This window comes from Polynucleobacter sp. JS-Fieb-80-E5 (assembly GCF_018882015.1).
Classification (GTDB): Bacteria; Pseudomonadota; Gammaproteobacteria; order Burkholderiales; family Burkholderiaceae; genus Polynucleobacter.
In genome coordinates, this window is the sequence record NZ_JACVPH010000002.1 from 334,800 (window position 1) to 357,322 (window position 22,523).

Sequence of the window (22,523 nt, forward strand, 5' to 3'; positions counted from 1 at the left end):
CTATTGTGCGCCCTAGACAGGGGAATCTCTTGAGAAAGTCTTTGAGATTCATCATTCTATTACTCTAGGAAAATTTCATGGCTGTAGGCCAAAATCAAAGAACCAGAAAAAACGACTCCATGCTCACTAAAACAGGAAAAGCGCGCTTAGGTCCCCTGAATACCGCTCAACTTACTAAGTTACTAGAATCGAGCACCAAACCCAAAGAGAAAAGCAAAATCTTGCGTGCACTCAGCAAACATAAAGTTGTTGCCGCATAATTAAAAAGCCCCGTTCAATCGGGGCTTTTTAATTTGATGTTTACAAATAAAACTACGCTCTTTTTACCAGCATTCTTTTCCCAAGGATGACGGTAGATACAACGAGTACGGCGAAGATTAAATTCATCACCGTGAGTGAATCGCCCAACAAAACACTTGCTGCTACCAGAGTACAAAATGGCTGAATCAATTGCACTTGACTAACACGTGCAATACCGCCAATCGCAAGCCCCTCATACCAAAAGAAGAAGCCAAGAAACATGGGGAATAAACTCAGATAGACAAAGCTAGTCCATGCCACGGCACCCGCATGAATATAGTCTGGGCTATAGGTGAGCCAAGTCATCAAAATATTCAACGGCAATGAAATAACCAAGGCCCAAGAAATGACCGCGCGAGGATTCATTTTTCTGGAGAGCTCGCCACCCTCTACATAACCAATGCAAGCGCTGATTCCGCCAAGCACTAAAAGGCCATCAATATACGTAAAGCTGCCGGAGCTCTTCAATAGAGCGTACAGAATGACTAAACCAGCGCCCAATAAAGATACCAGCCAGAATCCCAAGGATGGGCGCTCTTTAAAGCGCAGTACTCCAATAACGGTGGTAGCAAGCGGCATCATCCCTAAAATCACTGCCCCGTGTGAAGATGAGCCTTGAGTCATAGCAACAGTAGTGAATATGGGAAAACCAAACACGACTCCCAGAGCTATGACAACAAATTTCACAAAATCCACTTTAGTGGGTGTGCGCTCTTTTTTGTAAGCAAGGTAGGCCAGAGCAACCATCCCTGCTAAGGTTGCTCTGCCAAAAGCAATGAAATACGGGTTAAAACTTAAAACGGCAATCTTACTGACTGGTAGCGTTAAGCTAAAAATTAGAATGCCGATAAAGCCAATCAGCATTCCCTTGCTTTCTTTATTCACCGTTACCCTTTGTCTTGTGTTGTATTAATTGTATTAACAAACGTCAAAGCATGGGCTGTAATATGTAAGCAGCCCATATGAAATTCAATGCCTATATTCAAGCCATCTATCTAGCAGCATCTGCTGGCACGCAGATGCTATCTGTCAACACTGCCAAAGCTATCGCAGGATCTGGACTAGAAGGCGACCGTTATGCACTTGGTACAGGCGCCTATTCAGCCATCGAGCCAACTAAAGTGCGTCACGTCAGTATCATCGCCCTATCTGCTATCGATACAGCAAATGATTGGTTAACAGCTGGGGATGAACCCACTTTTGATGGCTCTGAAACACGCCGTAATATTGCACTTGCAGGAATTACGGCATCTGAACTCAATGCGCTCGTAGGCCAACGATTTCAGATCGGCAGCATTCAACTACTCGGCACAGAACTATGCACCCCCTGTGAGAGACCGGCGCAATTACTGAGTAGGTCAAGTTTCATGGAGGCATTCGAAGGGCGTGGCGGCATTCGGGCCGAAGTTTTAACTTCTGGAGCTCTTGCTGTGGGTGATAAGCTCCTCATTGAGGAAGGGGAATGACATGATTCAATATCGCGACAACATCACGATTACTGCAGAGCAAGCTATCGATCTTTACAAGCGCTCCACCCTTGGGGAGCGACGCCCTATTCACAACGTTCAAACTTTTGAGGACATGCTCAAGAATGCCAACCTCACTATTACCGCATGGGACGACGAAGCTTTGGTGGGTATTTCGCGTTCGCTAACAGACTTTTCTTATGTGGCTTACCTTGCGGATTTAGCCGTTGATGAAAAATATCAACGCTCTGGAATTGGCAAACAACTCATCGAGGAAACTAAAGCGCGCCTTGGTCCTGAGTGCATGATCGTACTTTTAGCAGCGCCCAAGGCGAATGAATATTACGAGCATATTGGCTTTGAACACAATCCGCGCGCCTGGACCCTCAAAAAGTAATTCAGTCTTTATCATTACCATATGACTATTACTCGATTTTGCTTAATTCGCCACGGTGAAACTGACTGGAATGCTGCACGCCGCCTTCAAGGCCACACTGATATTGACCTCAATGCTAGAGGCTTAGCTCAAGCAGGGCAAATGGCGCGCGCCCTCAAAAACATGGAGCTTCAATTTGATGTTCTATATACGAGTGATCTTCAGCGAGCAGCAAAGACTGCACAAGCGATTGAAGAGATATTTGAAACCTCTGCGATACCCAATGCTGGACTAAGAGAGCGTCATCTTGGTGCTCTACAGGGTCTCACTACCGATGAAGCCCCGATACGTGAGCCGGAACTTTGGGAATCTCATCTCAGCAGAAATATTGAGGAGAACTTACGTGATGGCGAAAGCATTCGACAATTTGCAGATCGCATTAAAACTACGCTTGTGGAAATCTGCGAACAATATTCAGGCAAGACTATTTTATTGGTAAGCCATGGAGGCACATTGGACATGATGTACAGAATTGCGAGCAATCAAGCCCTGGATGCAGAAAAAGCCGTTACCGTACCCAATGCCTCTCTCAACTGGATCAGTCATGATGGACTTGCCTGGAAGGTGAATAGCTGGGCGAATACAAGCCACCTTCAGGATTTGGCTCTGGATAATCTAGACCTCTAGTGCCCCACAAGGGCTTATGATGCATACATGAAATTGATTTTTCACATAACGGCTCTTTTAATTGCTGCTGCAATCTGCATTCCGGCCTATGCCATGGATGATATTCCGGATACGCTTCCAGATCGCATCGTTGGCGATATCGGTGCAGCCGTTTATACCTCTAATTTACATATTGGCACCGAAGGAACTCAATCCTTAGCTCTGCCCTATGCCTTTTTTGACTATCAGCGTTTTTTCGCTCGTATTGATGAGGTGGGTATTAAGACTTTCAAGATGGGTTACGGCTATTTTGAAGTCATTGGAAAAATTAATTTAGATACCTACAAAGTAAAGTCGTCAATCAATGGCAACTCTATCAACCGAAGCGACCCAATACCCCTTGGCTTGGGAACTTTTCAAGAGACGCCGATTGGGGGATTTTTTGTTAACGCCTATCATGACTTCGGTAAATCAAAAGGTGCACTTTATGAATTTTTATACTTCGCCGAAATTGAAACCTATAAAAAAGTAACTGTCTATCCGCAAATTGGCGTCGAACGACAGTCAAGCCAATACGCTAATTACTACTATGGCATCAGCTCTGGAGAGTCTACAGCTACAGGTTATGCGGCCTATAGCGCTCCCGCAACAAGCAATCTCCTAGCAGGGCTCATGGTGGAGATTCCGGTGGTGGATAACTGGTATATCAATGTATATGGCAAACGCAAATGGATGGGTGGCGGAATTAATAACAGCCCAGTCATGAATCGCTCATTCCAAGACAATATTTTTATGGCACTTGCGTATCGCTTTAAGTAAGCAGATAGCGGTTGTCTAACTCTAGGGGTGGCTTTAGAAAGACATGGCCAGGATCGATAAGCCTGAAATCAACATCACTAGCTCCATCAGCAATAAAAATTTCTTTTCTGGCAATGCCAAAACAATCTTCTTAGAAAAAATAGAGCCGACCAAAACGCAACTACCAATAAGAAGCCCCTGAATGATTGCAGTGACATTGAGAAAGCCTAGCTGATGAAATGTAATGCCCTTGGTAAACAGAATAGATAAGGTGCTGGCCGCCTCTGTTCCCAAGAAAGCACCCTTGGTGAGTCCATAGGCTAAAAAGAAGGGGGTGTTGATAGCGCCAGTAGTCGCAACAATCCCAGTCAAATAGCCAATAGCAGCGCCAACCAAGGCCATCTGCCAAAGTTTTAGATAAAAATTTTGGTTGCGCATCCAGCGACGAATCGGTATTAATAGGATTAAAAATACTCCTAGAGTAATTTCTATTAATCGCTCATTAAGCTGAACAAGAGTATTCACCCCTAATATCGTGAATGGTATTGCAGCTAGGCTATAGACAAAACAAATGCGCCATTGAATCACGCTCCACCACAAAAAAATGCGGGAGAGATTGGCTACGGTGGCAACCAAAGCAATAACTGGAATTGCCTGAATGGGCCCATAAAAATAGACCAAAGCGGGCATCAATATGATGGTGGTACCAAAACCAATGACACCCCCTAAAACCCCGGCAGCCAGCCCCAATGAGCCCAGCACTAAGGCTTGAAGAACTAAATCAGGCAACGCTATTGATCTCGATTAAATTTGAAAAATGAGTTAACGTCCGCCCTGACAATCTAAAGGCATTTCCCACATAGGCTTGCCTTGACTAAAGTCACAATTCACTCCGTCTAGAGAGGTGGTGCTGGCAAGACAACCGCTCAAGACCAGAGCAAATAAAGTCACAGTCAAAGCTAAGGATATTTTATTCATATTTGAATACCTCAATCAAAAGACGATTTAATAAATAAAGGCTTTCTTAAACCTCAGAATCTCCAGCCCTAATGAACTAGATAGAGCAAAGACCATCCCAAGTTCAAAACAACCAATGCAATGAGTGTGAAAAAAGTAAATTTCATTCCAAGCACGCGCTTGCTGAAATCCGGGGGGGAGTATTCATACCCTTTGCATGAATCAAACGTCCAATAATGAGCGAGATGCCTGGAATAGCTACCAACCACCAAGGGGCGCCATTTAATTCAAGACAAGCAATTAAGATAATTCCAATGGGAACGTATTCGGCAAAGTTTCCTTGGGTACGAATGGCCCTCTCGAGATCTTCGTGGCCACCACTTCCTAGGCCAACCTTATTTTTCCTTCTTAAGCCAATGACAGTAAAAGAGAGTTTGATAAAAATAATGGTTAAGGTAGCGGCGATAATTGAAGTGACTAATAGCATTTATATCTCCTTATATAACTTCTAATACCTTGCTTAAGCAATTACCTTCATAGTTTGGCTTCTCGCCAATCTCTTCAAAGGGATGGCCCAAGCGATTGACCCAGAACACATCAAAGCCATACCACTTTGCAGCTAGAGCATCCCAAGCATTACTCGATACAAACAGAATTTCTTCTTTCTTAAAAGGAAATGCCTTTAATAACAATTCATAAGCTTGTGGGGCTGTTTTAAATAAGCGCACGTCCTCAATAGTGACGACTTTGTCTAGGTAAGACTTCAGGCCATTACTTTCGACCACGGTTGCCAACATCTCCCTACTACCATTAGACAAAATTGCAGTAGAGATCCCTTTCTGTTTTATTGTTTTGAGGACATTGAGACTATCTTCAAAGCCGGTGAGCTTGGCATACTGGTCCATCAACCGCCCCTCATAATCAGGGGTGAGATTTAAGTTCATGCGCTTACAGACATACCGCAATGAGCGAATGGTTAGTTCCCAAAACGGGAGATAGTACTTACTCCCATTGGGATTGGGGTCACTCATCGTTACCAAGCGGGTGTATTCAATCTGGCGATCGCGCCACATTAAAGCAAAAGCCTGTCCATGCCCTGGAAATAATTCTTCTGCCAACTGACCCATGGAATACACATCAAATAACGTGCCATAGGCATCAAAAGCGATTAGCTTATACATGCGTGCTTACTTTCTAGTATGAATTTCTATTGTCATTTAATCAGAAAATTTAGCCAACGCATGCCACCCAAAACTGAGAAGGGGAAGCATATCTTTAGCAAAACCAGTGACTTCTTTAATTAACTCTTTCGAGCAAATCGTTGATCTGGGCAACTGCTTTCTAATAATCCAGCCCTTGAGTTTGATTGCTCGCTCAACCTCTGGCGGGACATCATTAAAGCCTCTCGGAATTCGTGCCAATGTGTTGGAATAATCCAGCTCATAGCCTTTTCTTTTTAGAGACTTCTCAAGAGATAGCCAGGCCTTAGGGTTATCTAAAATTCCCTGTCTGAGCTTTTTTAGATTGTGGGCTTCTGGCTGTAAATAACCTGCAGCACATCTACTGCCCAGGGGGTCTAAACGAAAATACAGAACACCCGGGGAGTGCTTGTCTCCAGTTCTCGTAAAGAGCCCGCTGGCATGCATGTTGTAAGGATGCTTTGCTTTTGAAAACCGAGCATCTCGATTAATTCTAAAGAGGGATTTTTTGGGATCGCCCCACAGCGGTATATCTTTATTTGCGAGACTCTCAGACAGGGCGTCGGTAAAGCGCTTCATCGGTTCGCGCACAAACTCTTCATATTCCGAGCGATGCTCAGAAAACCAAACTCTAGTTTGATTATCGGTAAGCTCTTCAAGAAATTTGAAAGCCTTAGGACTAAATCCAATAAAGTCGCTCATTAAAGTAGGGGCGAGAATACCAAGCCTAGCCCGGTTGCTTGAACCACTTCTGCTTTTCTTCAGGGCTCATATTTTCCCATTTGACTCTTCGGGCCTTCATTTCTGCCTGCTCTTCTGGTGTTAAACCATCAAAGAAAGCTTTTCTCTCGGCTTTCATTTTTTCTTTTTGTTCAGGAGTAATGGATTGCCATTGTGCCTTCATTTTTTCCTGAACTAGCTTGCGATCTTCGGGGCTTAAGGCCTTCATTTGATCGCGCGTCTGATGCCAATATGCTTTGCGCTCTTCTGGTGTTGCTTTCAGCAATGCAGCATCTATTTGCTTGATCTGCTCCAAGCGCTGATCAAAGGTGAGATTGATATTAGTCAAAGGATTTGGTGGCTCAGGGATAGCGGCTCCAGCTAAGGAAATCACAAAAATACTAAATAGCGCTCCAACTACCCATTTTTTAGAAATCATTGCTTCGTCTCCCGCTGGTTATGAACCATTCTAATCCCGGTCAAGGCAGAGTCAACTGGCTCTATCTAGTATGTTAGACCCGCAACATAAGCGTAAAGCGGAATGCCCAAAATGATATTGAAGGGGAAGGTAATTCCTAAGGACATTCCCATATATAAAGCGGGGTTTACTTCTGGAAGTGCGTGTCTTAACACGGCTGGCACAGCAATATAAGAAGCGCTCGCGGCAAGCACCATCAGTAAGACGGTATCGCCCAATGGCAAGCCCAATAGTTTGCAAAGCCCCAATGCGATTGAGGCATGAACCAAAGGGGCACCAATTGCATAAAGCAAAGTTATGGGCGGCTTACCCTTTAATCCCTCAAAGTTCTTAGCAGCCATCAAACCCATATCAAGCAAGAAGAAGGCAAGCATTCCCTTGAACAAATCTATCGAAAATGGGGCCATTATTTTTTGTCCACTGTCGCCACTGACTAAGCCAACCATCATTGATCCCAAAAGGAGTAGCTGCGCACCATCAGTAAATGACTCATAAAGAATCTTTGACATGCCTGTCGACTGCGTTGAATTCGTAGCGGATGTCCTCGCTTTATTCGCTAACAAGATTGCCAGAATGATTGCTGGGGACTCCATCAAAGCCATTGCTGCCGCCATATGTCCACCAAATGCAATGCCATATTGATCTAATGCTTGCGTTGCAGTAATAAACGTAACGGCGCTAACCGAACCATAAGTGGCCGCAATGGCGGCTGCATCATAGTTATTGAGCTTGGTTCTTAAAACCATATATCCCATGAGAGGAATGATAATTGCCAAAAATACTGCGAGCCCAAGAGCCAAACCAATCTCAAGAGTAAATCCTGATTTATGAAGGGCAAAGCCACCCTTTAAGCCCAACGCCATCAATAGATAGAGCGATAAAAACCGAGCAATGGGCTGAGGAATTTCTAGATTAGATTTAACGGCACCAGCAAATGCACCAAAGACAAAAAAGAGAATTGCTGGATCCAAGAAATTATTCATACCAACATCTTAGGTAATTTTAGAAGTTTTTGTATTAGCCACACAGTGCCTGAGGGCTAAACAGGGTCAATATGCGTCATGACATTGAGCACCGGCAATTGTTTCTTGATTTGATTGCCCGCGTTTAAGGCAATGTCGTGCCCAACTTTGACAGTGGCATTAGCATCCACATCGATATGGACGTCTACCAAAATCATGTCGCCCATCTTGCGAGTTCGTAAATCATGAAAGCCTCTGACGCCATCGGTAGATTTGATAATGTCCTCTATCTGACGATGCTCTTCCTCTGATACCGCCCTATCCATTAAGTCATGCAGGGCATCCCAACCAAACTTCCAACCCATTTTGGCCACCATTAGGCCAACCACTAAAGCACCAATAGCATCAAAGATTGGGTGCCCAAATAGGGCGCCAACAATACCAATAGAAACGACTAATGAAGAAGCTGCGTCAGATCTGGCATGCCAAGCATTAGCTACCAACATCGATGATCGCACGCGCTGAGCTACTATCAACATGTATCTAAACAGCAATTCTTTTGCAACCAAAGAAGCTAATGCAACATATAAAGCTAGGATTTGAATCTGCCCAGCCGCCACTGGATTGATAATCTTTTCCCCAGCTTTAAAAAGCATGCCAGCACCAACAGCCAATAAAGAGATTCCTAAAAATAGAGAGGCGGCAGTTTCATATCGTTGGTGCCCATAACGATGATCTTCATCTGCATCTTTGGCACTATGGTGATTGGCAAAGAGCACTACAAAGTCTGCAACTAAATCTGTCGCAGAGTGAATGCCATCTGCAATCAAGCCTTGAGAGCCAGACACAATTCCTGCAAACACTTGAGAAACTGTCAGGCCAATATTAACCACGACACTAACCAATGTGCTCTTCTTCGCGGCCTGTTGCTTGGCAGGTGTTTGTGATTCGTGATCTTCGGCAACTTTATCCATAAGTTAATACTAGCAAATAAGAGTGGGGTTTTGACTTTGTGTTAAGCGCCTTGCATAGCATGGGTCAAGTATCTGGGTAATAAAATCACCCTAATGAGAGTTTGATGTCTCTCGGTAGCCCATGGTTGAGTCAACTGGGTCCGAGGAGACAAATCCGCCCCTAAAACTATCACTATCGCCTCAAGTGGGGCTACTGGTTTAGTCAATGCGCACAGAAAGAGCGATGGCTATTTACAGGCAACTACTTCAATAGATTTATATTGACTGGCTCTTTGTGCCATGGATTCAAATCGTCCCCGCATACTATTTTTTATAAAATATTCAATGATGGCTGAGGGAATAATTGAGTTGGGCTCTATTTGAGCGTCATACTTAAAGACTGTTTTATCTTTTTCCTCCAGCAATTTCCAAGTTCCCTTGTATAACCTGTTGTCGCCGCTGATCTGCTCAAATGTTAGAGATCTATTTGGCAGCTCTGTATATTCCACCGTTGACTTCATCTCTATAGGGAAAAATAGAATTTGCTCTTCAATCACTCTGTATACGCGAACCCTATTGCCCGCCCTTGAAATAACCCTTGCCTCGATTATTCCTGGGATATTTTTTGAGCCCTCATAGTCTGTAATGAATGCATAGGCATTACAAATATTCATTGGCACAGAATAGCTTGCTTGGGCATGAAAACGACCATCAACCAGGGTCACATTCACCCGAACATCAAAGGGATTGGAATTCTCTTGGGCAAAACTCTGAGAGATAAAGAAGGCTAAGGCAAGCGTTAAAAACCATTTCATTGACAGATTTTAGGGTCTTATGGATTTTGCCGTTTTAAAAGAAACTCCGGATAGACCTATGTGTGCTGTAGAACAATTCTTTTGTAGTAAAGCCTATAAAGTAACCCAAGGGATGGTCAAGCAGACATCAGAGGATGCGATAAGTAAGAAGTTTTTCTGCTTTCCAACTTGCTGCTAGCAATCGCCAAATCTCCATTTCCTATAGTTTTGTATTTGCTCTTATTGGACGCTCAAATAAAAACCACCCGAAGGTGGTTTTAGTGTTTCTTGATGGTCCGGGGCATTCGACAAGAGCCCAATAATGACAGGTCCTTAAGGTTTAAGCTGAGCCCTAATTTCGCCAGGCTTGTTAGTAGCGCTGTGAACATTGAGATAGAGATTTCCGCTCTTTAGGCTTTGGAGTTGAGCATCTGTTAATTTGGCACCAGCAGGAGCTGACCAAACATTATCTGACGTCTTGGTAAATGGCACGATTACAGGGCCATTTTGACCCATTGGCGCCTCATGAATATGAGCCATAGTTCCCTCAACACCAGTGGTAGTAATCGTTCCCGATACTGATCCATCTGGAGCAACCATGATTGACCCTACGCCAGAGGCTGAAGTAGTCACCGGCGGAACTTCTTGGGCTCCATTAAGGCTTACCTTCATTGACTGTGCTGAAACAGCTAATGAAGCAATGCCGACACATATTCCCAAAACAACTTTAGTCAAAACGTGATTTATTTTCATTTATATCTCCTATCGGTTTAATTCTGAAATCAGACTATCACAATTAGATTAATTAAGTATGTCGAAAAAAGGAGGGATCAACTCATGAAACTTCGTTTCAAACGACATTGGGAGCGCACACCATTTCCAGCGAGAGTTTAGTTCTACTAAACAAGTATTAACTGCCGTCTCTCAAAGCAATTAGCAATGGATGGCCTACCGGAAACTCGACATCCTCAATAGCTGCGCTAACTTCTGGCAAAGTTTTAGCAATCTCTTCATTACCTTGGAAAACCATAGTCCATTTACTGAAGCTTCGCTCATTGATGGATTTGGCTTCTATTAGGCGAACATTTTTATGTCGACTATCTTTTTGAATTTTTTGCCACAAAGCCTCAATGTCTTTTTCAGCGCCTTCAATAACTTGACCAAATTTGTTATTTTCATAAATGAGCGCCCCGGTAATGCCTAAGGCCTGGTTATTAGCATATGAGTGATATAAAAGTCTCATCAATCCTAAAAAAGACATATTTTGGGCTGGTTCACTTACATAAGTCAGTTCGATTAGCTTAGACATACGCCAATACTAGAGAGCCTCAGCACCAATTACTCTAGGCGTTTACCCCAGCGTTACAAAGATTGCAAATCCCTTCACCTATAAGCGCCCGTAAAAAGGATGTCCCAATAAGTATCACTTTAATTGATGCTCATACCGTTGCATTAGTAATAACTAATTAGTAATAACTAAGCGGCTCGGTTTTGCCCCAAAAGATTTTGTAGGAATAAATGGTGTACCCGATGATGGTTGGCAGTACAACTATAGCCCCCCAAAATATGACCCACAATGACTCCGTAGCTGAAGCCGCCTCCCAAATAGTCATTTTGTCTACAACGATGTAAGGGAACATGCTGTAAGCAATTCCTAAGAATGCAAGGACAAATATGGCTACGCTTAGAGCAAAAGGAATCCAAACAGGAGCAGGCTTATTCTTCTGCATTTTTAACAAGTTCAAATCGATAAAGATAAAACAAGCCAAGGTCAGAACTGGAAACGGCAATAAGAAAAAGACATTTGGGAAGGTAAACCACTTTGCCGCAATCTCTGCACTAAAGAATGGTGTCGCTACAGAAATGATCCCAACACCAAGCCCCGTTAATAAGAGGCATTTTCTTGCCCAGCCAACTGCCTTTAGCTGTAGATCGCTAGATGTCTTCATAATCAGCCAGCTAGCGCCTAATAGGGCATACCCAGCCGGCAGGCAAAGCGCTACGATAAAAGAAAATATCCAGCCCAAGTATCCTGAGTCAAAACCAATCACCTCTCTTCCAACCATCACTCCTTGGGATGCCGCCGCCAAGAAACTACCAAAAAAGAATAGGAAGTTCCACACTGCCTTCTGACTCAAATGCGCTTTTGCGCGAAAGTCAAAAGATACGCCTCGTAAAATTAAACCGGCCAACATGATGCCTACCGGCAAATAGAGCTCAGTCAAAATAATTCCATGAGCCATTGGAAAGGCAATCAAGAGAACTCCGACTCCGAGTACTAACCAAGTTTCGTTAGCATCCCAAAAAGGACCAATGGATGAAATCATGATGTCTTTTTCTGATTCGCTTGCCTGATTAAATAAGATACCGACACCCAAGTCATATCCATCTAAGACAACGTAAGCAACCATTGCAATGCCCATTGCAACCAAAAAGAACAGGGGCAACCAACCAGATGGTTCGTATAAATTAGGAATCATTCTTATGCTCCTGCAATGTTGTTTGTGAGGCCTGATTTTTGCTCATCAATAATATGTGCAGGATTAGCTTGCCTTGCCAAATAAAAAACAACCCAAATGTAAGAAACAATAAGCCCTAAATACAGCGCAAGGTACATCACAAGCGTACCCAAAACCATATTGGTAGGCACTTTAGTAACCGCATCAGCAGTCTTGAGTACCCCACTAACAAGGTAAGGTTGTCTGCCTATCTCGGTCACATACCAACCGGCAACTACTCCGACCCAACCAGAAAATGTCATCACACTGAGACCTTTTAAAAGCCAGGTTGGTAGTTCTTTATTTTTTCTTGTGAGATAAAACCCAACGAATGCAGTTAAGAGCATCAACATGCCGATGCCGACCATGATGCGAAAGGCAAAGAAGATGGGGGCGACTGGTGGGGTTGCGCCAGGGAAGGCATCCAAGCCCTGCACTTCGCCAGCAAATGAGTGCGTCAAATATAAAGACGCAAGCTTTGGAATGGCTATTTCGTATTTATTGGCTTTCGTGGTTTCATCGGGTATTGCAAACAAAACGGCGGGGGCACCTTTGGTTGTTTCCCAAATTCCCTCCATTGCCGCTACCTTTGCGGGTTGATACTCTAACGTATTTAAGCCATGCGAGTCGCCAAGCACAATTTGTAACGGGGCTAACACTACCGCCATGGACATTGCCAACTTAATCAGCGCTCGATTGCCAGAAAGATTAATGCCCTTTAAATATCGATAAGAAGAAATGCCTGCAATTAAAAACGTTACCGTCAAAAATGATGCTGTCATCATATGCAAGAGGCGATACGGCATGGAAGGATTAAAGACAATCTCAATCCAATTAGCTGCATGTGCTTGACCATTAATCATCTCAAACCCTTGCGGGGTTTGCATCCAAGAATCTAAAGCAATGATCCAAAATGCCGATAGTGATGTACCGAAGGCAACTAAAAATGTAGCGATAGTGTGAGCTCTTTGAGAGACTCTTTTGGAGCCAAACAACATAATTCCTAAAAAAGTTGCCTCGAGGAAGAATGCCGATAAAACTTCGTAGCCAAGCAAAGGTCCTGCGATATTGCCAACCGTTTGCATATATCCAGGCCAGTTGGTTCCAAACTGAAAACTCATCGTGATACCACTAACAACCCCCAGGGCAAAAGTTAGAGCGAATATCTTGACCCAGAATTGATAGGCTTGGCTCCATACTGAGTCGCCAGTTTTATTAAATTTAACTTTGAAATAAAAAAGCACCCATCCCAATGCAATCGATATTGTTGGGAAAAGAATGTGAAAAGTCATATTCGAAGCAAATTGAATTCTGCTCAAAATAAGCGTATCTACCATTTTGTTACCTCTTATTTTTAATGTGCTTTTATTATGCTCTTTACCTTTCTAACTTGCTGATGCTGGTTTAATGGACTTACCTCAGCATCGCATGTCGCCTTAACGATATTGCCTAATATGAAAAAACCACCCGAAGGTGGTTTTAGTGTCTCCTACATCCTATAACAAGCGCAGCACAAAATTTAAGGCCTCAATCAACATCTGCTAGCAGGCCCCTGTATTGGCATATATCCTTGATTACCAGTACTTAAAAGGCTTTTCAGCATCTACATCACCGCCTAAAGCCATCATGCTCGTATTGCAATGCGGACAGGTAAGGCCATCCCACTCAGACAGATGATTACTCGAGTGGCAACTAGTACAAACCGGTGCCCTACTAATTTCAGTATTAATACTTCCTGGATGAGCCACTGTATAAGCATCAATCGTTGAACAAGATTTACAAACCATCGCCACCCTAGAAGAGTGAAGACCAACCTCTCTGCCTATGCTACTAATGCATTCAAACTTACAAGAGCGGCACACAAATTTATATCTAGCCATACATGTATCTCGCTAATTCTTTTTAGATTGAAGCGCTAATTTCTTCATGCGGGCATCTTGAATTAGCAATTGCCTTTCTTGATTGGCCACTCCAATAGTGATCTTTCTGGCTATAAGATCTGCATAAACACCATCAATCTTTTTAAAAAAATCTTCGTAAACCGCTTTCTTTTCGGGGCTTAAGCCCTCCAAAGCAATGGGTCGACAGGAGTTTGCTTCAGCCAAATAATTTGTCAATGCCACAGTTTGCTGATCCGTTAATTTATCTGCGGAACTAAAGAGGGCTTTGGCGTGAGGATTGCTTCTTGTGACAGCGATGATTTGACTGTCCGCTAACAACGCATCAGCACTTTGATTGCTGTGAATGATGCAATCATTCAGTCGCTTAGTTACAGACCCCGAGTGATCTGGTGCTGGAGCCATCATTGGTGATTGTGCCTTAGCAACCTGTACTGGGTTATTGGGTATAACGCTTGTCGCACATCCCCCCAGGAAAATAACTCCTATCAAACTTAACTTAAATATGTTTTTCATTGAGTGGCCAATTAGTTATTGATAGACAAAATCAGCGCGGCGATTTTCTTTAAATGCCGCCTCTGTCTGAGCTGGGTTAGCTGGCTTTTCTTTTCCAAAGCTCACCGCCTCTAACTGAGATTCACTGACGCCCTGGGCAAGTAACGCCTTCTTAATGGCTTCTGATCGTTTTTGACCTAGGGCAAGGTTGTACTCGGTAGTTCCACGATCGTCGGTATTGCCCTGGATGATCACAAAAGCTTTTTGCTTTTGAAATGCCTTTAAGTAAGAAGCATGCGCGGAGATTGTTGATGCATATTTTGGGTCTACGGTATAGCTGTCAAACTCAAAATAGATTGAACGTTTGCCATAAACACTAGACGTCGGATCACTAATTGGATCGTAACTAGAAGAACCTCCAGCGTTAACAGTGGTGACGCCATTGGCATCATCTAACTTAACGCTACTGCAAGCGGAAACAAATAAAACCAATAATGCCAATGGCACTATTTTTACAAATTTAAACATGATGAGGTTTCCCCAAACATGGCTACACCTTAGTAGCCAAATAGCAAAGAGGCACGCCGCTAAAGCATGCCCAACCTAAGAAAATTAGGCTATAGCTTTGGGTGGTTTAAACGCTGAGTCGGGAAAGTTTTGCGTCAACAAAACTTCATTTGCCATGGCAAATTGATGCATGGTCATTGATGGAAGAAAAACAGCAATTCTAATCTCGCTAATGTTTGCGGTTACATGGCTCATCAGATACATCGTATGAACCTGCTCTTTGTCATCGGCCGAATCAGAGCTGTTATGTGCTTGCTGTGAAGCTGAGGCATTGTTATAACTACCAGCAAGCTCTGCCCGCTCAATTGCAGACTGGATAAAAATACTTCCAGCTGCCGCCTTAAATGCAATCAAGAAGAGGCATATCAATAGAACGAGTGTTTTACTACGAAGCAGCATAGGCAAATTCTATACCTGATTACCAAATTTGTCGTTTTTAACAATGGCAACAAACTGGGCTAAGGATATTTAACCCTAATTTTGATCACCTTTAGCCACTGAGCGCATGATTCTCAACAATTCAACATCATGGCTTGGAAGACCATCAAGCAGGCCAACTAGATGCGGAACATCCTTAGCAATTTGATCGCCCCCATAAAACCTTAAGGCCCAATTGGGAAACAATCTTTGGTCAATCTCATCGAGCTCAATTCGATGCAGAACCTTATGGCGATAGTCTTTTTGAATTTTTTCCCAAATGAACAAAACATCCTTTCGCTTACCTTCAAGAATCTGGGCGAAATGGCCATTCTCGTAGAAAAGAGCACCGGTAAGCTCATGGTCTAAATTCCACCTTCGGGCAACATCAAATAGATGGACTAAGCTTGAAAGGCCCATGTCATGAGTTGCTTTGCTGATATAGCTCAGCTCAACCAATTGATTTGGATCGTCAACACTCACTTATTCTCCCGGCCTCTAAAAATAACTATGAAAACTAAAGCCAGTTTGTTCTTTTAGTCATCAAGCTTAAATGGGCAATAACCCTATCGACTGGGGCCAGGATGCCTAATCCTTGTCTGCATATTGCATTTCGCCATTGCCAAATGACCAATTTTCTTTGCTTACCTCAAGCAAGTTAATAAAAATATCTTGAGGCCTGACTTGAAGCTGTTGCACCAAGGCCTCACAAATGGCTTTATATAGCTTCTTCTTTGCCTCTATGGACCTACCAAAACTTATGGTCGCTTGAATAAAAATGATGCCCTCTGAGTATTCAATTCCTAAATAGCTTTTTGGGATATTTAATTCTGATGCATCGTGTCTAGTAATAACCTGAAACTTATCTTCTTCAGGAACGTTGATTTGCTCGCGCATCACGTTATAGATAATGTCCCCGACTTGCTGAGCAAAACTCTCAGGGTGTTTTTTACTTAAATCAATTCTGACTAATGGCATCACTATTCTCCTTAGATTCATCTATCTTAAACAGATGCAATTAATTGCGCAGAAGCTTGAGAGATTGCTAAATAAAAAACCACCCTCGGGTGGTTTTGGTGTTTCTTGGAGGACCGGCACGGAATCAACCAGGGCCGAGGATGTTTAATTCTATTTCCTGTTTGCCCCATAAGTTTTATTAAGGTAGTCGACTATGACTGGAACCTCCTCATCAGTAATGGGCGCCTTAAATACATTTTTCATCCTTAAAACTTGAGCATTCCAATAGCCAACTCCCGTATTGGGCGGTTGATATTCTGCATAGTGGGCAGAGTGGCAGGTAGAACATTTCTGTAAAGTCAGCTGATAGCCAGGCAAATCTGATGGTCGCCATAAAACAGTATCAGCTGGTAACTCAATCGTTTTAGCTTGTGCCATTTGTGCCAAAGCAAGAGCAGATAGAAGGAGGATAGTTTTTTTCATATTCTTCTCCTTAAACCGCTGTGACTTTTACAGTCTCAACAATATTTCGCATATAGCCTGCAGGCATCCAGCTTGCAGTCATGGGCTGAACTTGGCCAGCATGATTAAATGCTCTGACCCTTAAGTCCAATATCCCTTTTTGTTTTGGCGTAAATTCAATGCGCCACTCTCTAAATGAGAAACGTCCAAGGTCTTGACCCAATCTCGCCTCTGTCCAATTTTGTCCATTGTCCTGCGAGAACAAAACTTTTTTGATGCCATAGCCCGCATCAAAGGCAATGCCTCGGGCTTGAACCGGCTTACCAATAGCGACAACGCTACTGTCTGTGAAGTTCGTAATGAATGAGCGAATCGTAAACTGATTAATAGGAATCGTTTTTGAAGGTGCGGTTCCAGGCGCAACACAGTTACAGTCATTATCAGGAATGCGATAAGCAGGATTCATCCAATAACCGTTGTATACATCATCAACCACTTTAATTTCACTAAGGTGCTTAACCCAATATGTTCCGTAGTAGCCGGGAACAATTAACTTGATTGGATAGCCGTTTAAGAAAGGAATATCTGTGCCATTCATTTGATAGGCAACCATCACATTGCCGTCCATGGCGTGATCAATATCTAGGCCTTTTACAAAATCTGAATCGCTTGGAAGAATTGGCTGATCCAAGCCATTAAAGGTTACTTGCTTAGCTCCGCCGCCGGGTTTGGCCGCCTTCAAAATATCTTTTAAGGCAACGCCAACCCAAGCGGCATTACCCATCGCACCATTACCGAGTTGCCCACCATTCACTCTAGGCTCAAATAAGCCGCGACTATTACCAGAGCATTGATTAACAGCAACAATGCGTTGCGATGGAAAGTTTTTCTTTAACGACTCTAGAGAAATCTCTAAAGGCTTTTCTACATTGCCCCCAACTTTTAGTCGATAAGTATTAGGGTCAATGGATGTTGGAATGCCGGCCATGTGATAGCGTACAAAGAATTCATCATTTGGCGTAATGACATGATTGTCGTAATACTGAAATGGTGTTTCTAATTGTGGGGGCCTAGAGGTCAGCACAATCATGGGCTTCTTTTCAGGAAACGCCATGAGTTCGCGCTCACCATAGGCCATAGGTAAATTTGTTTTCTCTGCGCCCATTGCCCAAGATGGCAATAATGAACTGGCTCCACCAGCCAATGCGGCTGTAATGACTTTCCGTCTATTGGTAAAGTTCTCTGAATTCATGGATGTCTCCTCCATAGTATTTTTGGTTCAGGTAAGAATAGCTACTTTTAAAGAGGCATGCGTTGGTGATTACCCTCATCGAGCATTAAAAATGTCGTTTTAAATGATATTGCGAGCAACCGCCATTAATAAGCTATATGCTTAAATCGACGCAGGGCAGTCAAATTAGTTTGCTCTTTTAAAAGACGGCTCTTGAATGCGATATCCGTGACCAATGGCACCTAACCTTGGCAAGCCTTAAAAGAAAATAGCCCAACAAGTGGGCTATTGAGATTCTTGGTGGCCCGGGGTGAATCGACTGGGGCCGAGGATGTCTAATCCTTGGTGGCTATTTAAAAATCTTTAACGCGCCGCAATAATAGAAATCCTTATAGCGTTTTTTAGTACTAAAAATCATCACTAGAGCTAAAGTATTACCCGCTCTTGGCAAGAAGGTTGACTTAGGACAAGTTTTTCTAATAGGCGCAAGCAGAGTATTGACGCGCCGCTAACAACATAACTGTAGGGGAGAAAAATCACTTATAATTTTTAAAACTATAAAGGGTGCTATGAGGAAATTGCTTGTACTAACGCTGTTTAGCTTACTGGTTGCTTGCTCACAAAATCCTAACAACTTAACATTAAGTTGTTATGGTGCAGCCATTAAGACTGAAGCAAAACAAGAGGTAGTTACACCTCAGGTTACACGAACTTATAAGTTCCAAAATTACAAGATTGATGATTATGATTGTGCTCAACAAGCCAACATCATCAGTTGTAACTTTATAAAAGAAGAAAGCGGTACCAGGCAGCGTAAACGCATTATTTACGATACAAGCACGCAGTCATTCGCAGAAATTGATGCTATTTGGGCTGTTGGTGAAAAGATAAATCCTAATGAACGCAATATAGCCAGAACAGAGTTTCTTGGTAGGTGCCAAAAGCCACTCCTAAACTAAACGATTTTTTTAAACAATATCTCGAGTCCAGAGGAATGTTGGAGGGCCTGAGACCAATAGTGGCTAACCAATCCGATCAAATAAAAAATCACTCGAAGATGTTTCTTGGTGGCCCGGAGTGGAATCGAACCGGGGCCTCAGGAAATTCTCATCCTACCCCTAGACTACTTCCAGCTAAGGTTCAATTTCTTATGCGAAGCGGCACAATCTCTCAAATAGAGATTAATGAGGCTTTGATAAGGAATTCCAACTTCTTCTGATACAGATTTGAAGTAACTCACTGAATCCTCATCCAATCTAATCGTAATGGGCTTCTTGAGCATAGAAGCATATGGATTTTTACGAGCTTTTGAGAAATCATACTCTTTACGCATCTTCATCACCTTTAATAAGCTTTTGACTCTTTAGGGGTTGCCTTACGAGCCGAAATAATACGAACGACATTACCCTCGCTTCGATAACAATGGCAAACCAAAATCACACGAAGAGAATGGCTTACTCCCAGCAAGATAAATCTGTCTTCGTCCTCCGAATGATCGGGGTCGGAAATTAACTTAGCACTTTCATCATAAAACACAGATTTCGCCTCTTCAAATGAAATACCGTGTTTCTTCAGATTGGCTGAAGCTTTTCTAGGTTCCCATTCAAATCGCAATGAAGTCATATGTACATTGTACATATATTAAATGGAAGAAGCAAGTCCGTCCGCCCAAATGAAAAAACCACCCGAAGGTGGTTTTGGTGTTTCTTGGTGGCCCGGGGCGGAATCGAACCAAGGCTGAGGATTTCTTCCTACTGGCTTAACTTATGCGGTTTTCCAAAACGGTCTTCCTTAGGATAAATCCAGTCCGTCTTCACTGGCCCCATACCAATGATTTGCACTTGGGTATCAGCCGCCATGGCGCCATCAAAATGTACGCCGTTAGCCGGATGAAACATCAGACTACCTGCTGGCATTGGAATATTCTTTTTTGGATCCCACTCAGGGCCCATGCCTGCATACCAAACCCCGCTGATTACCGTAACAAATCGATCTTGATCGTGAGAATGGGGTGCACTCATTACCCCCGCAGGAAAAATATTGCGGACCACATAAATTCCTGGCTTGCTAGGGTCTCCGTATAGGGTGGTTTGCTTGACGCCGTTTTCATTGGTCTTCCAAACAATCTGATCTTCTTTAACTGTAATAAATCCGCCGGGTAAATTCTCTGCATAAACTGTCGCGGAGAATAAAAATGTAAACAGCGTGGCCAACAATACTTTCATACCGAACTCCCTATCTTTTACCTTAAATAAAAAATCACCCAAAAGGTGGTTAATGTCCCCTCCAACCGATAACTATCTTGAATTGGCTTTTTATACGACCATTAAAGATAGTGCCAAGTGCGATGGAATATAGCTAGGACTAACCCTTGAGCATAATAAGAATTGTCGTTTTAAACGACATCGACCGACACGGGGACGTGTAATTGATTCGTCCCTTTAAAGGGCATTTCTAGATGGGGATATCCGAAATTTATAGCGGTCAAGCCGCAAAAGAGAATAGCCCAACAAGTGGGCTATTAGGATTCTTGGTGGCCCGGGGCGGAATCGACCAGGACCTGAGGATATCTAATCTTTGGTTGGTATTAAAAATTCTTTATCGCGCCGCAAAAATAGAAATCCTCATAGCGTTTTTTAGTACGAAAAATCATCATTAGAACTAAAGTACTACCCACACTTTGCAAGAAAATTGACTTAGGACAAGTTTTTCTAATTGGCACAAGCAGAGTATTGACTCACTGCTAACAACATAATTGTGAGAGAAGAAAATGGGGATAAAACATTTAGTTGTCGGGTTTGTTATTGGATTGTTTGTAGGTGTCGTAAGCGCATCAACATTAGAGGTGGGCAAAATTGGCTTTACTAAAGATGGGGTGATTACCTACCTAAATCAAGCTTGCTCAAATTAAGAACAGTTTTCTCGCAGTAACCATCTTTGCCCGCAGAAGTATGCGGGCATTTTTTTGATCTTATTACAACGGAACCTTATCCGTCAGCACCAATGAAAAAACACTTGAAGGTGATTTTGGTATTTCTTAGTGGTACGGGGCGGAATAGACCAGGACCTAGGATGTTTAATTCCGCCTCTAGACTGTTGCTTTAAAAGACAATTTACTCTTGCTCAATGTTAACAAATTTGTTAACATACACGGATGAGCTATTCCATCCTTTATTACAGCGAGCAGGTTCAAGAAGACATTATGAATCTTCCCGACACGCTTCAAGCTCGCTATATTGGATTGACCACTCGAATGATTGAGCATGGGCCGAATTTAGGCTTGCCTCATACGGATTCATTTGGCGGCGGCTTATTTGAATTAAGACTTAAAGGGGCTGAAGGTATCGCTCGGGTTTTCTTTTGTACGATGGTGGAGAAAGAAATAGTGATGCTCCATAGCTTTATTAAGAAGACTCAAAAGACGCCTGAGAAAGAATTAAAGATTGCGAAAGCACGTATGAAGGAGTGGAAAAAATGACAACACAGAAGAAAACAAAAATGCTTACCCATAAACAAATGATAAGCAAAATGCTTAAAAAGCCAGCTGTAAAAGCCGCAGTCAAAGAACTTGATCGCACTGAATTTGCTATTCTTGATGAGATTCTTACGGCAAGGAAAGAGGCTGGATTAACGCAAGCTCAAGTGGCAAAAAAGATGGGAACACAAACCCCAGCTATTGCTAGATTAGAAAGCTCTCTGGCTACCGGCAAACATTCCCCAAGCCTAACTACCCTAAGAAAGTATGCGGCGGCCTTGGGCAAGAGAGTTGAGCTTCATTTAGTCTGAGGACGTCTATATCCACTGTAATCATTTCACCCATAATTCATAATAGCTATGTTTGAAATAAAATTGATTGATCAGTTTTACTTTCTGGGACAACTAATCAGATATGGCATTTAGCATTGAACAGCTAGGGGATATTGACTATTTGGTCGGGCAGTGGTGTCTGCTTCTAGCTCCACTTGAAATCAAAAAAGATCTTGATTACGATTACGAAATCGATGGCCAGACTGTAAGTGTTTTTGAAGTTCGCCCTTTGTGGCGTGGAAAACCAGGAGAGTTAACTCGACGACCGTTTGTAAAATTTCGGTATATACAGTCTGAGGCTCTGTGGCATATTTATTGGATGCGAGCCAGCGGAAAATGGCAAGCCTATGAGCCAAATCCAATCTCAAAAGATCTCAATGAGGCACTACAAGTTATTGATGCCGATCAATATGGCTGTTTCTTTGGATAACAAGCTTGGGTTAGTCACCCTAGTTGCATTGCCTTGACTATTAGCTACTCCAGAATAAAAAACAAGATTTATAGTGTCGATGCTAACTTTCA

General features: G+C 42.9%; 35 protein-coding genes. 10 read left to right on the plus strand and 25 right to left on the minus strand.

Features of this window, described 5'->3' with window-relative positions:
* Positions 1 to 77 precede the first annotated feature (77 nt).
* Positions 78 to 260, plus strand: a complete 183-nt coding sequence (locus tag ICN44_RS04675) for a hypothetical protein (RefSeq protein ID WP_072582586.1) — start codon at positions 78 to 80, stop codon at positions 258 to 260.
* Positions 261 to 312: 52 nt separating this feature from the next.
* Here ICN44_RS04675 and ICN44_RS04680 read toward each other — a convergent pair whose 3' ends face one another.
* Positions 313 to 1,185, minus strand: coding sequence for a DMT family transporter (locus ICN44_RS04680; protein WP_370624861.1), 873 nt, complete (start codon positions 1,183 to 1,185; stop codon positions 313 to 315).
* Positions 1,186 to 1,262: 77 nt separating this feature from the next.
* Between ICN44_RS04680 and ICN44_RS04685 the strand changes: the two genes are divergently transcribed.
* From ICN44_RS04685 to ICN44_RS04700, 4 genes are read left to right on the plus strand one after another with little or no spacing between them, the layout of a single operon-like run.
* Positions 1,263 to 1,766 carry an MOSC domain-containing protein gene (locus tag ICN44_RS04685; RefSeq protein WP_255537413.1) on the plus strand — a complete coding sequence of 168 codons (504 nt, stop codon included), beginning with the start codon at positions 1,263 to 1,265 and terminating at the stop codon, positions 1,764 to 1,766.
* A 1-nt stretch (position 1,767) separates the two neighbouring features.
* Positions 1,768 to 2,163 carry a GNAT family N-acetyltransferase gene (locus ICN44_RS04690; RefSeq protein ID WP_216262914.1) on the plus strand — a complete coding sequence of 132 codons (396 nt, stop codon included), beginning with the start codon at positions 1,768 to 1,770 and terminating at the stop codon, positions 2,161 to 2,163.
* A gap of 21 nt (positions 2,164 to 2,184) precedes the next feature.
* Positions 2,185 to 2,829, plus strand: coding sequence for a histidine phosphatase family protein (locus ICN44_RS04695; protein ID WP_216262915.1), 645 nt, complete (start codon positions 2,185 to 2,187; stop codon positions 2,827 to 2,829).
* A 27-nt stretch (positions 2,830 to 2,856) separates the two neighbouring features.
* Positions 2,857 to 3,627, plus strand: coding sequence for a MipA/OmpV family protein (locus ICN44_RS04700; RefSeq protein WP_216262916.1), 771 nt, complete (start codon positions 2,857 to 2,859; stop codon positions 3,625 to 3,627).
* A 33-nt stretch (positions 3,628 to 3,660) separates the two neighbouring features.
* On the opposite strand, the gene ICN44_RS04705 is transcribed toward ICN44_RS04700, so the two are convergent.
* The 21 genes from ICN44_RS04705 to ICN44_RS04805 form a co-directional block, all read right to left on the minus strand.
* Positions 3,661 to 4,395, minus strand: coding sequence for a sulfite exporter TauE/SafE family protein (locus ICN44_RS04705; protein ID WP_216262917.1), 735 nt, complete (start codon positions 4,393 to 4,395; stop codon positions 3,661 to 3,663).
* Between the two features lie 33 nt (positions 4,396 to 4,428).
* Positions 4,429 to 4,584 carry a hypothetical protein gene (locus ICN44_RS04710; protein ID WP_216262918.1) on the minus strand — a complete coding sequence of 52 codons (156 nt, stop codon included), beginning with the start codon at positions 4,582 to 4,584 and terminating at the stop codon, positions 4,429 to 4,431.
* A gap of 142 nt (positions 4,585 to 4,726) precedes the next feature.
* Entirely contained in the window at positions 4,727 to 5,050 is a 324-nt protein-coding gene (locus ICN44_RS04715) for an MAPEG family protein (protein ID WP_216262919.1), read from the minus strand.
* A gap of 10 nt (positions 5,051 to 5,060) precedes the next feature.
* Positions 5,061 to 5,744, minus strand: coding sequence for a haloacid dehalogenase type II (locus ICN44_RS04720; protein WP_216262920.1), 684 nt, complete (start codon positions 5,742 to 5,744; stop codon positions 5,061 to 5,063).
* A 36-nt stretch (positions 5,745 to 5,780) separates the two neighbouring features.
* Complete coding sequence (locus ICN44_RS04725) at positions 5,781 to 6,464, minus strand: DUF2461 domain-containing protein (protein WP_216262921.1); 684 nt, start codon at positions 6,462 to 6,464, stop codon at positions 5,781 to 5,783.
* Positions 6,465 to 6,489: 25 nt separating this feature from the next.
* Positions 6,490 to 6,921, minus strand: coding sequence for a DUF3106 domain-containing protein (locus tag ICN44_RS04730; protein ID WP_216262922.1), 432 nt, complete (start codon positions 6,919 to 6,921; stop codon positions 6,490 to 6,492).
* A 65-nt stretch (positions 6,922 to 6,986) separates the two neighbouring features.
* Entirely contained in the window at positions 6,987 to 7,943 is a 957-nt protein-coding gene (locus ICN44_RS04735) for a sodium-dependent bicarbonate transport family permease (protein ID WP_216262923.1), read from the minus strand.
* A 56-nt stretch (positions 7,944 to 7,999) separates the two neighbouring features.
* Positions 8,000 to 8,896, minus strand: a complete 897-nt coding sequence (locus ICN44_RS04740) for a cation diffusion facilitator family transporter (RefSeq protein WP_216262924.1) — start codon at positions 8,894 to 8,896, stop codon at positions 8,000 to 8,002.
* A 227-nt stretch (positions 8,897 to 9,123) separates the two neighbouring features.
* A complete protein-coding gene (locus ICN44_RS04745) occupies positions 9,124 to 9,690 on the minus strand; it encodes an SRPBCC family protein (protein WP_216262925.1) in 567 nt (188 codons plus the stop codon).
* A gap of 312 nt (positions 9,691 to 10,002) precedes the next feature.
* Positions 10,003 to 10,422, minus strand: coding sequence for a CHRD domain-containing protein (locus ICN44_RS04750; protein ID WP_216262926.1), 420 nt, complete (start codon positions 10,420 to 10,422; stop codon positions 10,003 to 10,005).
* Between the two features lie 157 nt (positions 10,423 to 10,579).
* Entirely contained in the window at positions 10,580 to 10,978 is a 399-nt protein-coding gene (locus ICN44_RS04755) for a BLUF domain-containing protein (protein ID WP_216262927.1), read from the minus strand.
* A 157-nt stretch (positions 10,979 to 11,135) separates the two neighbouring features.
* Positions 11,136 to 12,149: a cytochrome d ubiquinol oxidase subunit II gene (locus ICN44_RS04760; RefSeq protein WP_216262928.1), complete on the minus strand. Its 1,014-nt coding sequence runs from the start codon at positions 12,147 to 12,149 to the stop codon at positions 11,136 to 11,138.
* Positions 12,150 to 12,151: 2 nt separating this feature from the next.
* The gene (locus ICN44_RS04765) at positions 12,152 to 13,459 is read right to left on the minus strand and encodes a cytochrome ubiquinol oxidase subunit I (RefSeq protein ID WP_370624862.1); all 1,308 of its coding nucleotides are present in this window, start codon (positions 13,457 to 13,459) and stop codon (positions 12,152 to 12,154) included.
* A gap of 282 nt (positions 13,460 to 13,741) precedes the next feature.
* The gene (locus tag ICN44_RS04770; RefSeq protein WP_216262930.1) at positions 13,742 to 13,954 is read right to left on the minus strand and encodes a hypothetical protein; all 213 of its coding nucleotides are present in this window, start codon (positions 13,952 to 13,954) and stop codon (positions 13,742 to 13,744) included.
* A 105-nt stretch (positions 13,955 to 14,059) separates the two neighbouring features.
* A complete protein-coding gene (locus ICN44_RS04775) occupies positions 14,060 to 14,581 on the minus strand; it encodes a hypothetical protein (RefSeq protein WP_216262931.1) in 522 nt (173 codons plus the stop codon).
* Positions 14,582 to 14,596: 15 nt separating this feature from the next.
* Positions 14,597 to 15,088: a peptidoglycan-associated lipoprotein Pal gene (pal, locus tag ICN44_RS04780; protein WP_216262932.1), complete on the minus strand. Its 492-nt coding sequence runs from the start codon at positions 15,086 to 15,088 to the stop codon at positions 14,597 to 14,599.
* Between the two features lie 84 nt (positions 15,089 to 15,172).
* Positions 15,173 to 15,526, minus strand: coding sequence for a hypothetical protein (locus ICN44_RS04785; RefSeq protein ID WP_216262933.1), 354 nt, complete (start codon positions 15,524 to 15,526; stop codon positions 15,173 to 15,175).
* A gap of 75 nt (positions 15,527 to 15,601) precedes the next feature.
* Positions 15,602 to 16,027, minus strand: a complete 426-nt coding sequence (locus ICN44_RS04790) for a BLUF domain-containing protein (RefSeq protein ID WP_216262934.1) — start codon at positions 16,025 to 16,027, stop codon at positions 15,602 to 15,604.
* A 105-nt stretch (positions 16,028 to 16,132) separates the two neighbouring features.
* Positions 16,133 to 16,522 carry a tautomerase family protein gene (locus ICN44_RS04795; RefSeq protein ID WP_216262935.1) on the minus strand — a complete coding sequence of 130 codons (390 nt, stop codon included), beginning with the start codon at positions 16,520 to 16,522 and terminating at the stop codon, positions 16,133 to 16,135.
* Positions 16,523 to 16,672: 150 nt separating this feature from the next.
* Complete coding sequence (locus tag ICN44_RS04800) at positions 16,673 to 16,984, minus strand: cytochrome c, class I (protein WP_215290234.1); 312 nt, start codon at positions 16,982 to 16,984, stop codon at positions 16,673 to 16,675.
* A 10-nt stretch (positions 16,985 to 16,994) separates the two neighbouring features.
* A complete protein-coding gene (locus tag ICN44_RS04805; protein ID WP_216262936.1) occupies positions 16,995 to 18,215 on the minus strand; it encodes a molybdopterin-dependent oxidoreductase in 1,221 nt (406 codons plus the stop codon).
* A gap of 548 nt (positions 18,216 to 18,763) precedes the next feature.
* Here ICN44_RS04805 and ICN44_RS04810 point away from each other — a divergent pair.
* Entirely contained in the window at positions 18,764 to 19,153 is a 390-nt protein-coding gene (locus tag ICN44_RS04810; protein ID WP_215321196.1) for a hypothetical protein, read from the plus strand.
* A 164-nt stretch (positions 19,154 to 19,317) separates the two neighbouring features.
* Here the strand turns inward: ICN44_RS04810 and ICN44_RS04815 are convergent, their stop codons facing one another.
* The 3 genes from ICN44_RS04815 to ICN44_RS04825 form a co-directional block, all read right to left on the minus strand.
* A complete protein-coding gene (locus tag ICN44_RS04815) occupies positions 19,318 to 19,533 on the minus strand; it encodes a BrnA antitoxin family protein (protein ID WP_228385080.1) in 216 nt (71 codons plus the stop codon).
* A gap of 5 nt (positions 19,534 to 19,538) precedes the next feature.
* Entirely contained in the window at positions 19,539 to 19,817 is a 279-nt protein-coding gene (locus ICN44_RS04820; RefSeq protein ID WP_068949842.1) for a BrnT family toxin, read from the minus strand.
* Between the two features lie 128 nt (positions 19,818 to 19,945).
* Complete coding sequence (locus tag ICN44_RS04825; RefSeq protein ID WP_216262937.1) at positions 19,946 to 20,419, minus strand: cupin domain-containing protein; 474 nt, start codon at positions 20,417 to 20,419, stop codon at positions 19,946 to 19,948.
* Positions 20,420 to 20,964: 545 nt separating this feature from the next.
* Between ICN44_RS04825 and ICN44_RS04830 the strand changes: the two genes are divergently transcribed.
* The 4 genes from ICN44_RS04830 to ICN44_RS04845 all read left to right on the plus strand — a co-directional run bounded on the left by ICN44_RS04830 (position 20,965) and on the right by ICN44_RS04845 (position 22,431).
* Positions 20,965 to 21,105, plus strand: a complete 141-nt coding sequence (locus ICN44_RS04830; protein ID WP_216262938.1) for a hypothetical protein — start codon at positions 20,965 to 20,967, stop codon at positions 21,103 to 21,105.
* Between the two features lie 243 nt (positions 21,106 to 21,348).
* The gene (locus tag ICN44_RS04835; protein ID WP_072582000.1) at positions 21,349 to 21,672 is read left to right on the plus strand and encodes a type II toxin-antitoxin system RelE/ParE family toxin; all 324 of its coding nucleotides are present in this window, start codon (positions 21,349 to 21,351) and stop codon (positions 21,670 to 21,672) included.
* Positions 21,669 to 21,980, plus strand: coding sequence for a helix-turn-helix domain-containing protein (locus ICN44_RS04840; protein WP_370623372.1), 312 nt, complete (start codon positions 21,669 to 21,671; stop codon positions 21,978 to 21,980). The genes ICN44_RS04835 and ICN44_RS04840 overlap by 4 nt, the downstream gene beginning before the upstream one ends.
* A 103-nt stretch (positions 21,981 to 22,083) precedes the next feature.
* Positions 22,084 to 22,431: a DUF3024 domain-containing protein gene (locus ICN44_RS04845; protein WP_072582001.1), complete on the plus strand. Its 348-nt coding sequence runs from the start codon at positions 22,084 to 22,086 to the stop codon at positions 22,429 to 22,431.
* The last annotated feature ends 92 nt before the right edge of the window (positions 22,432 to 22,523 follow it).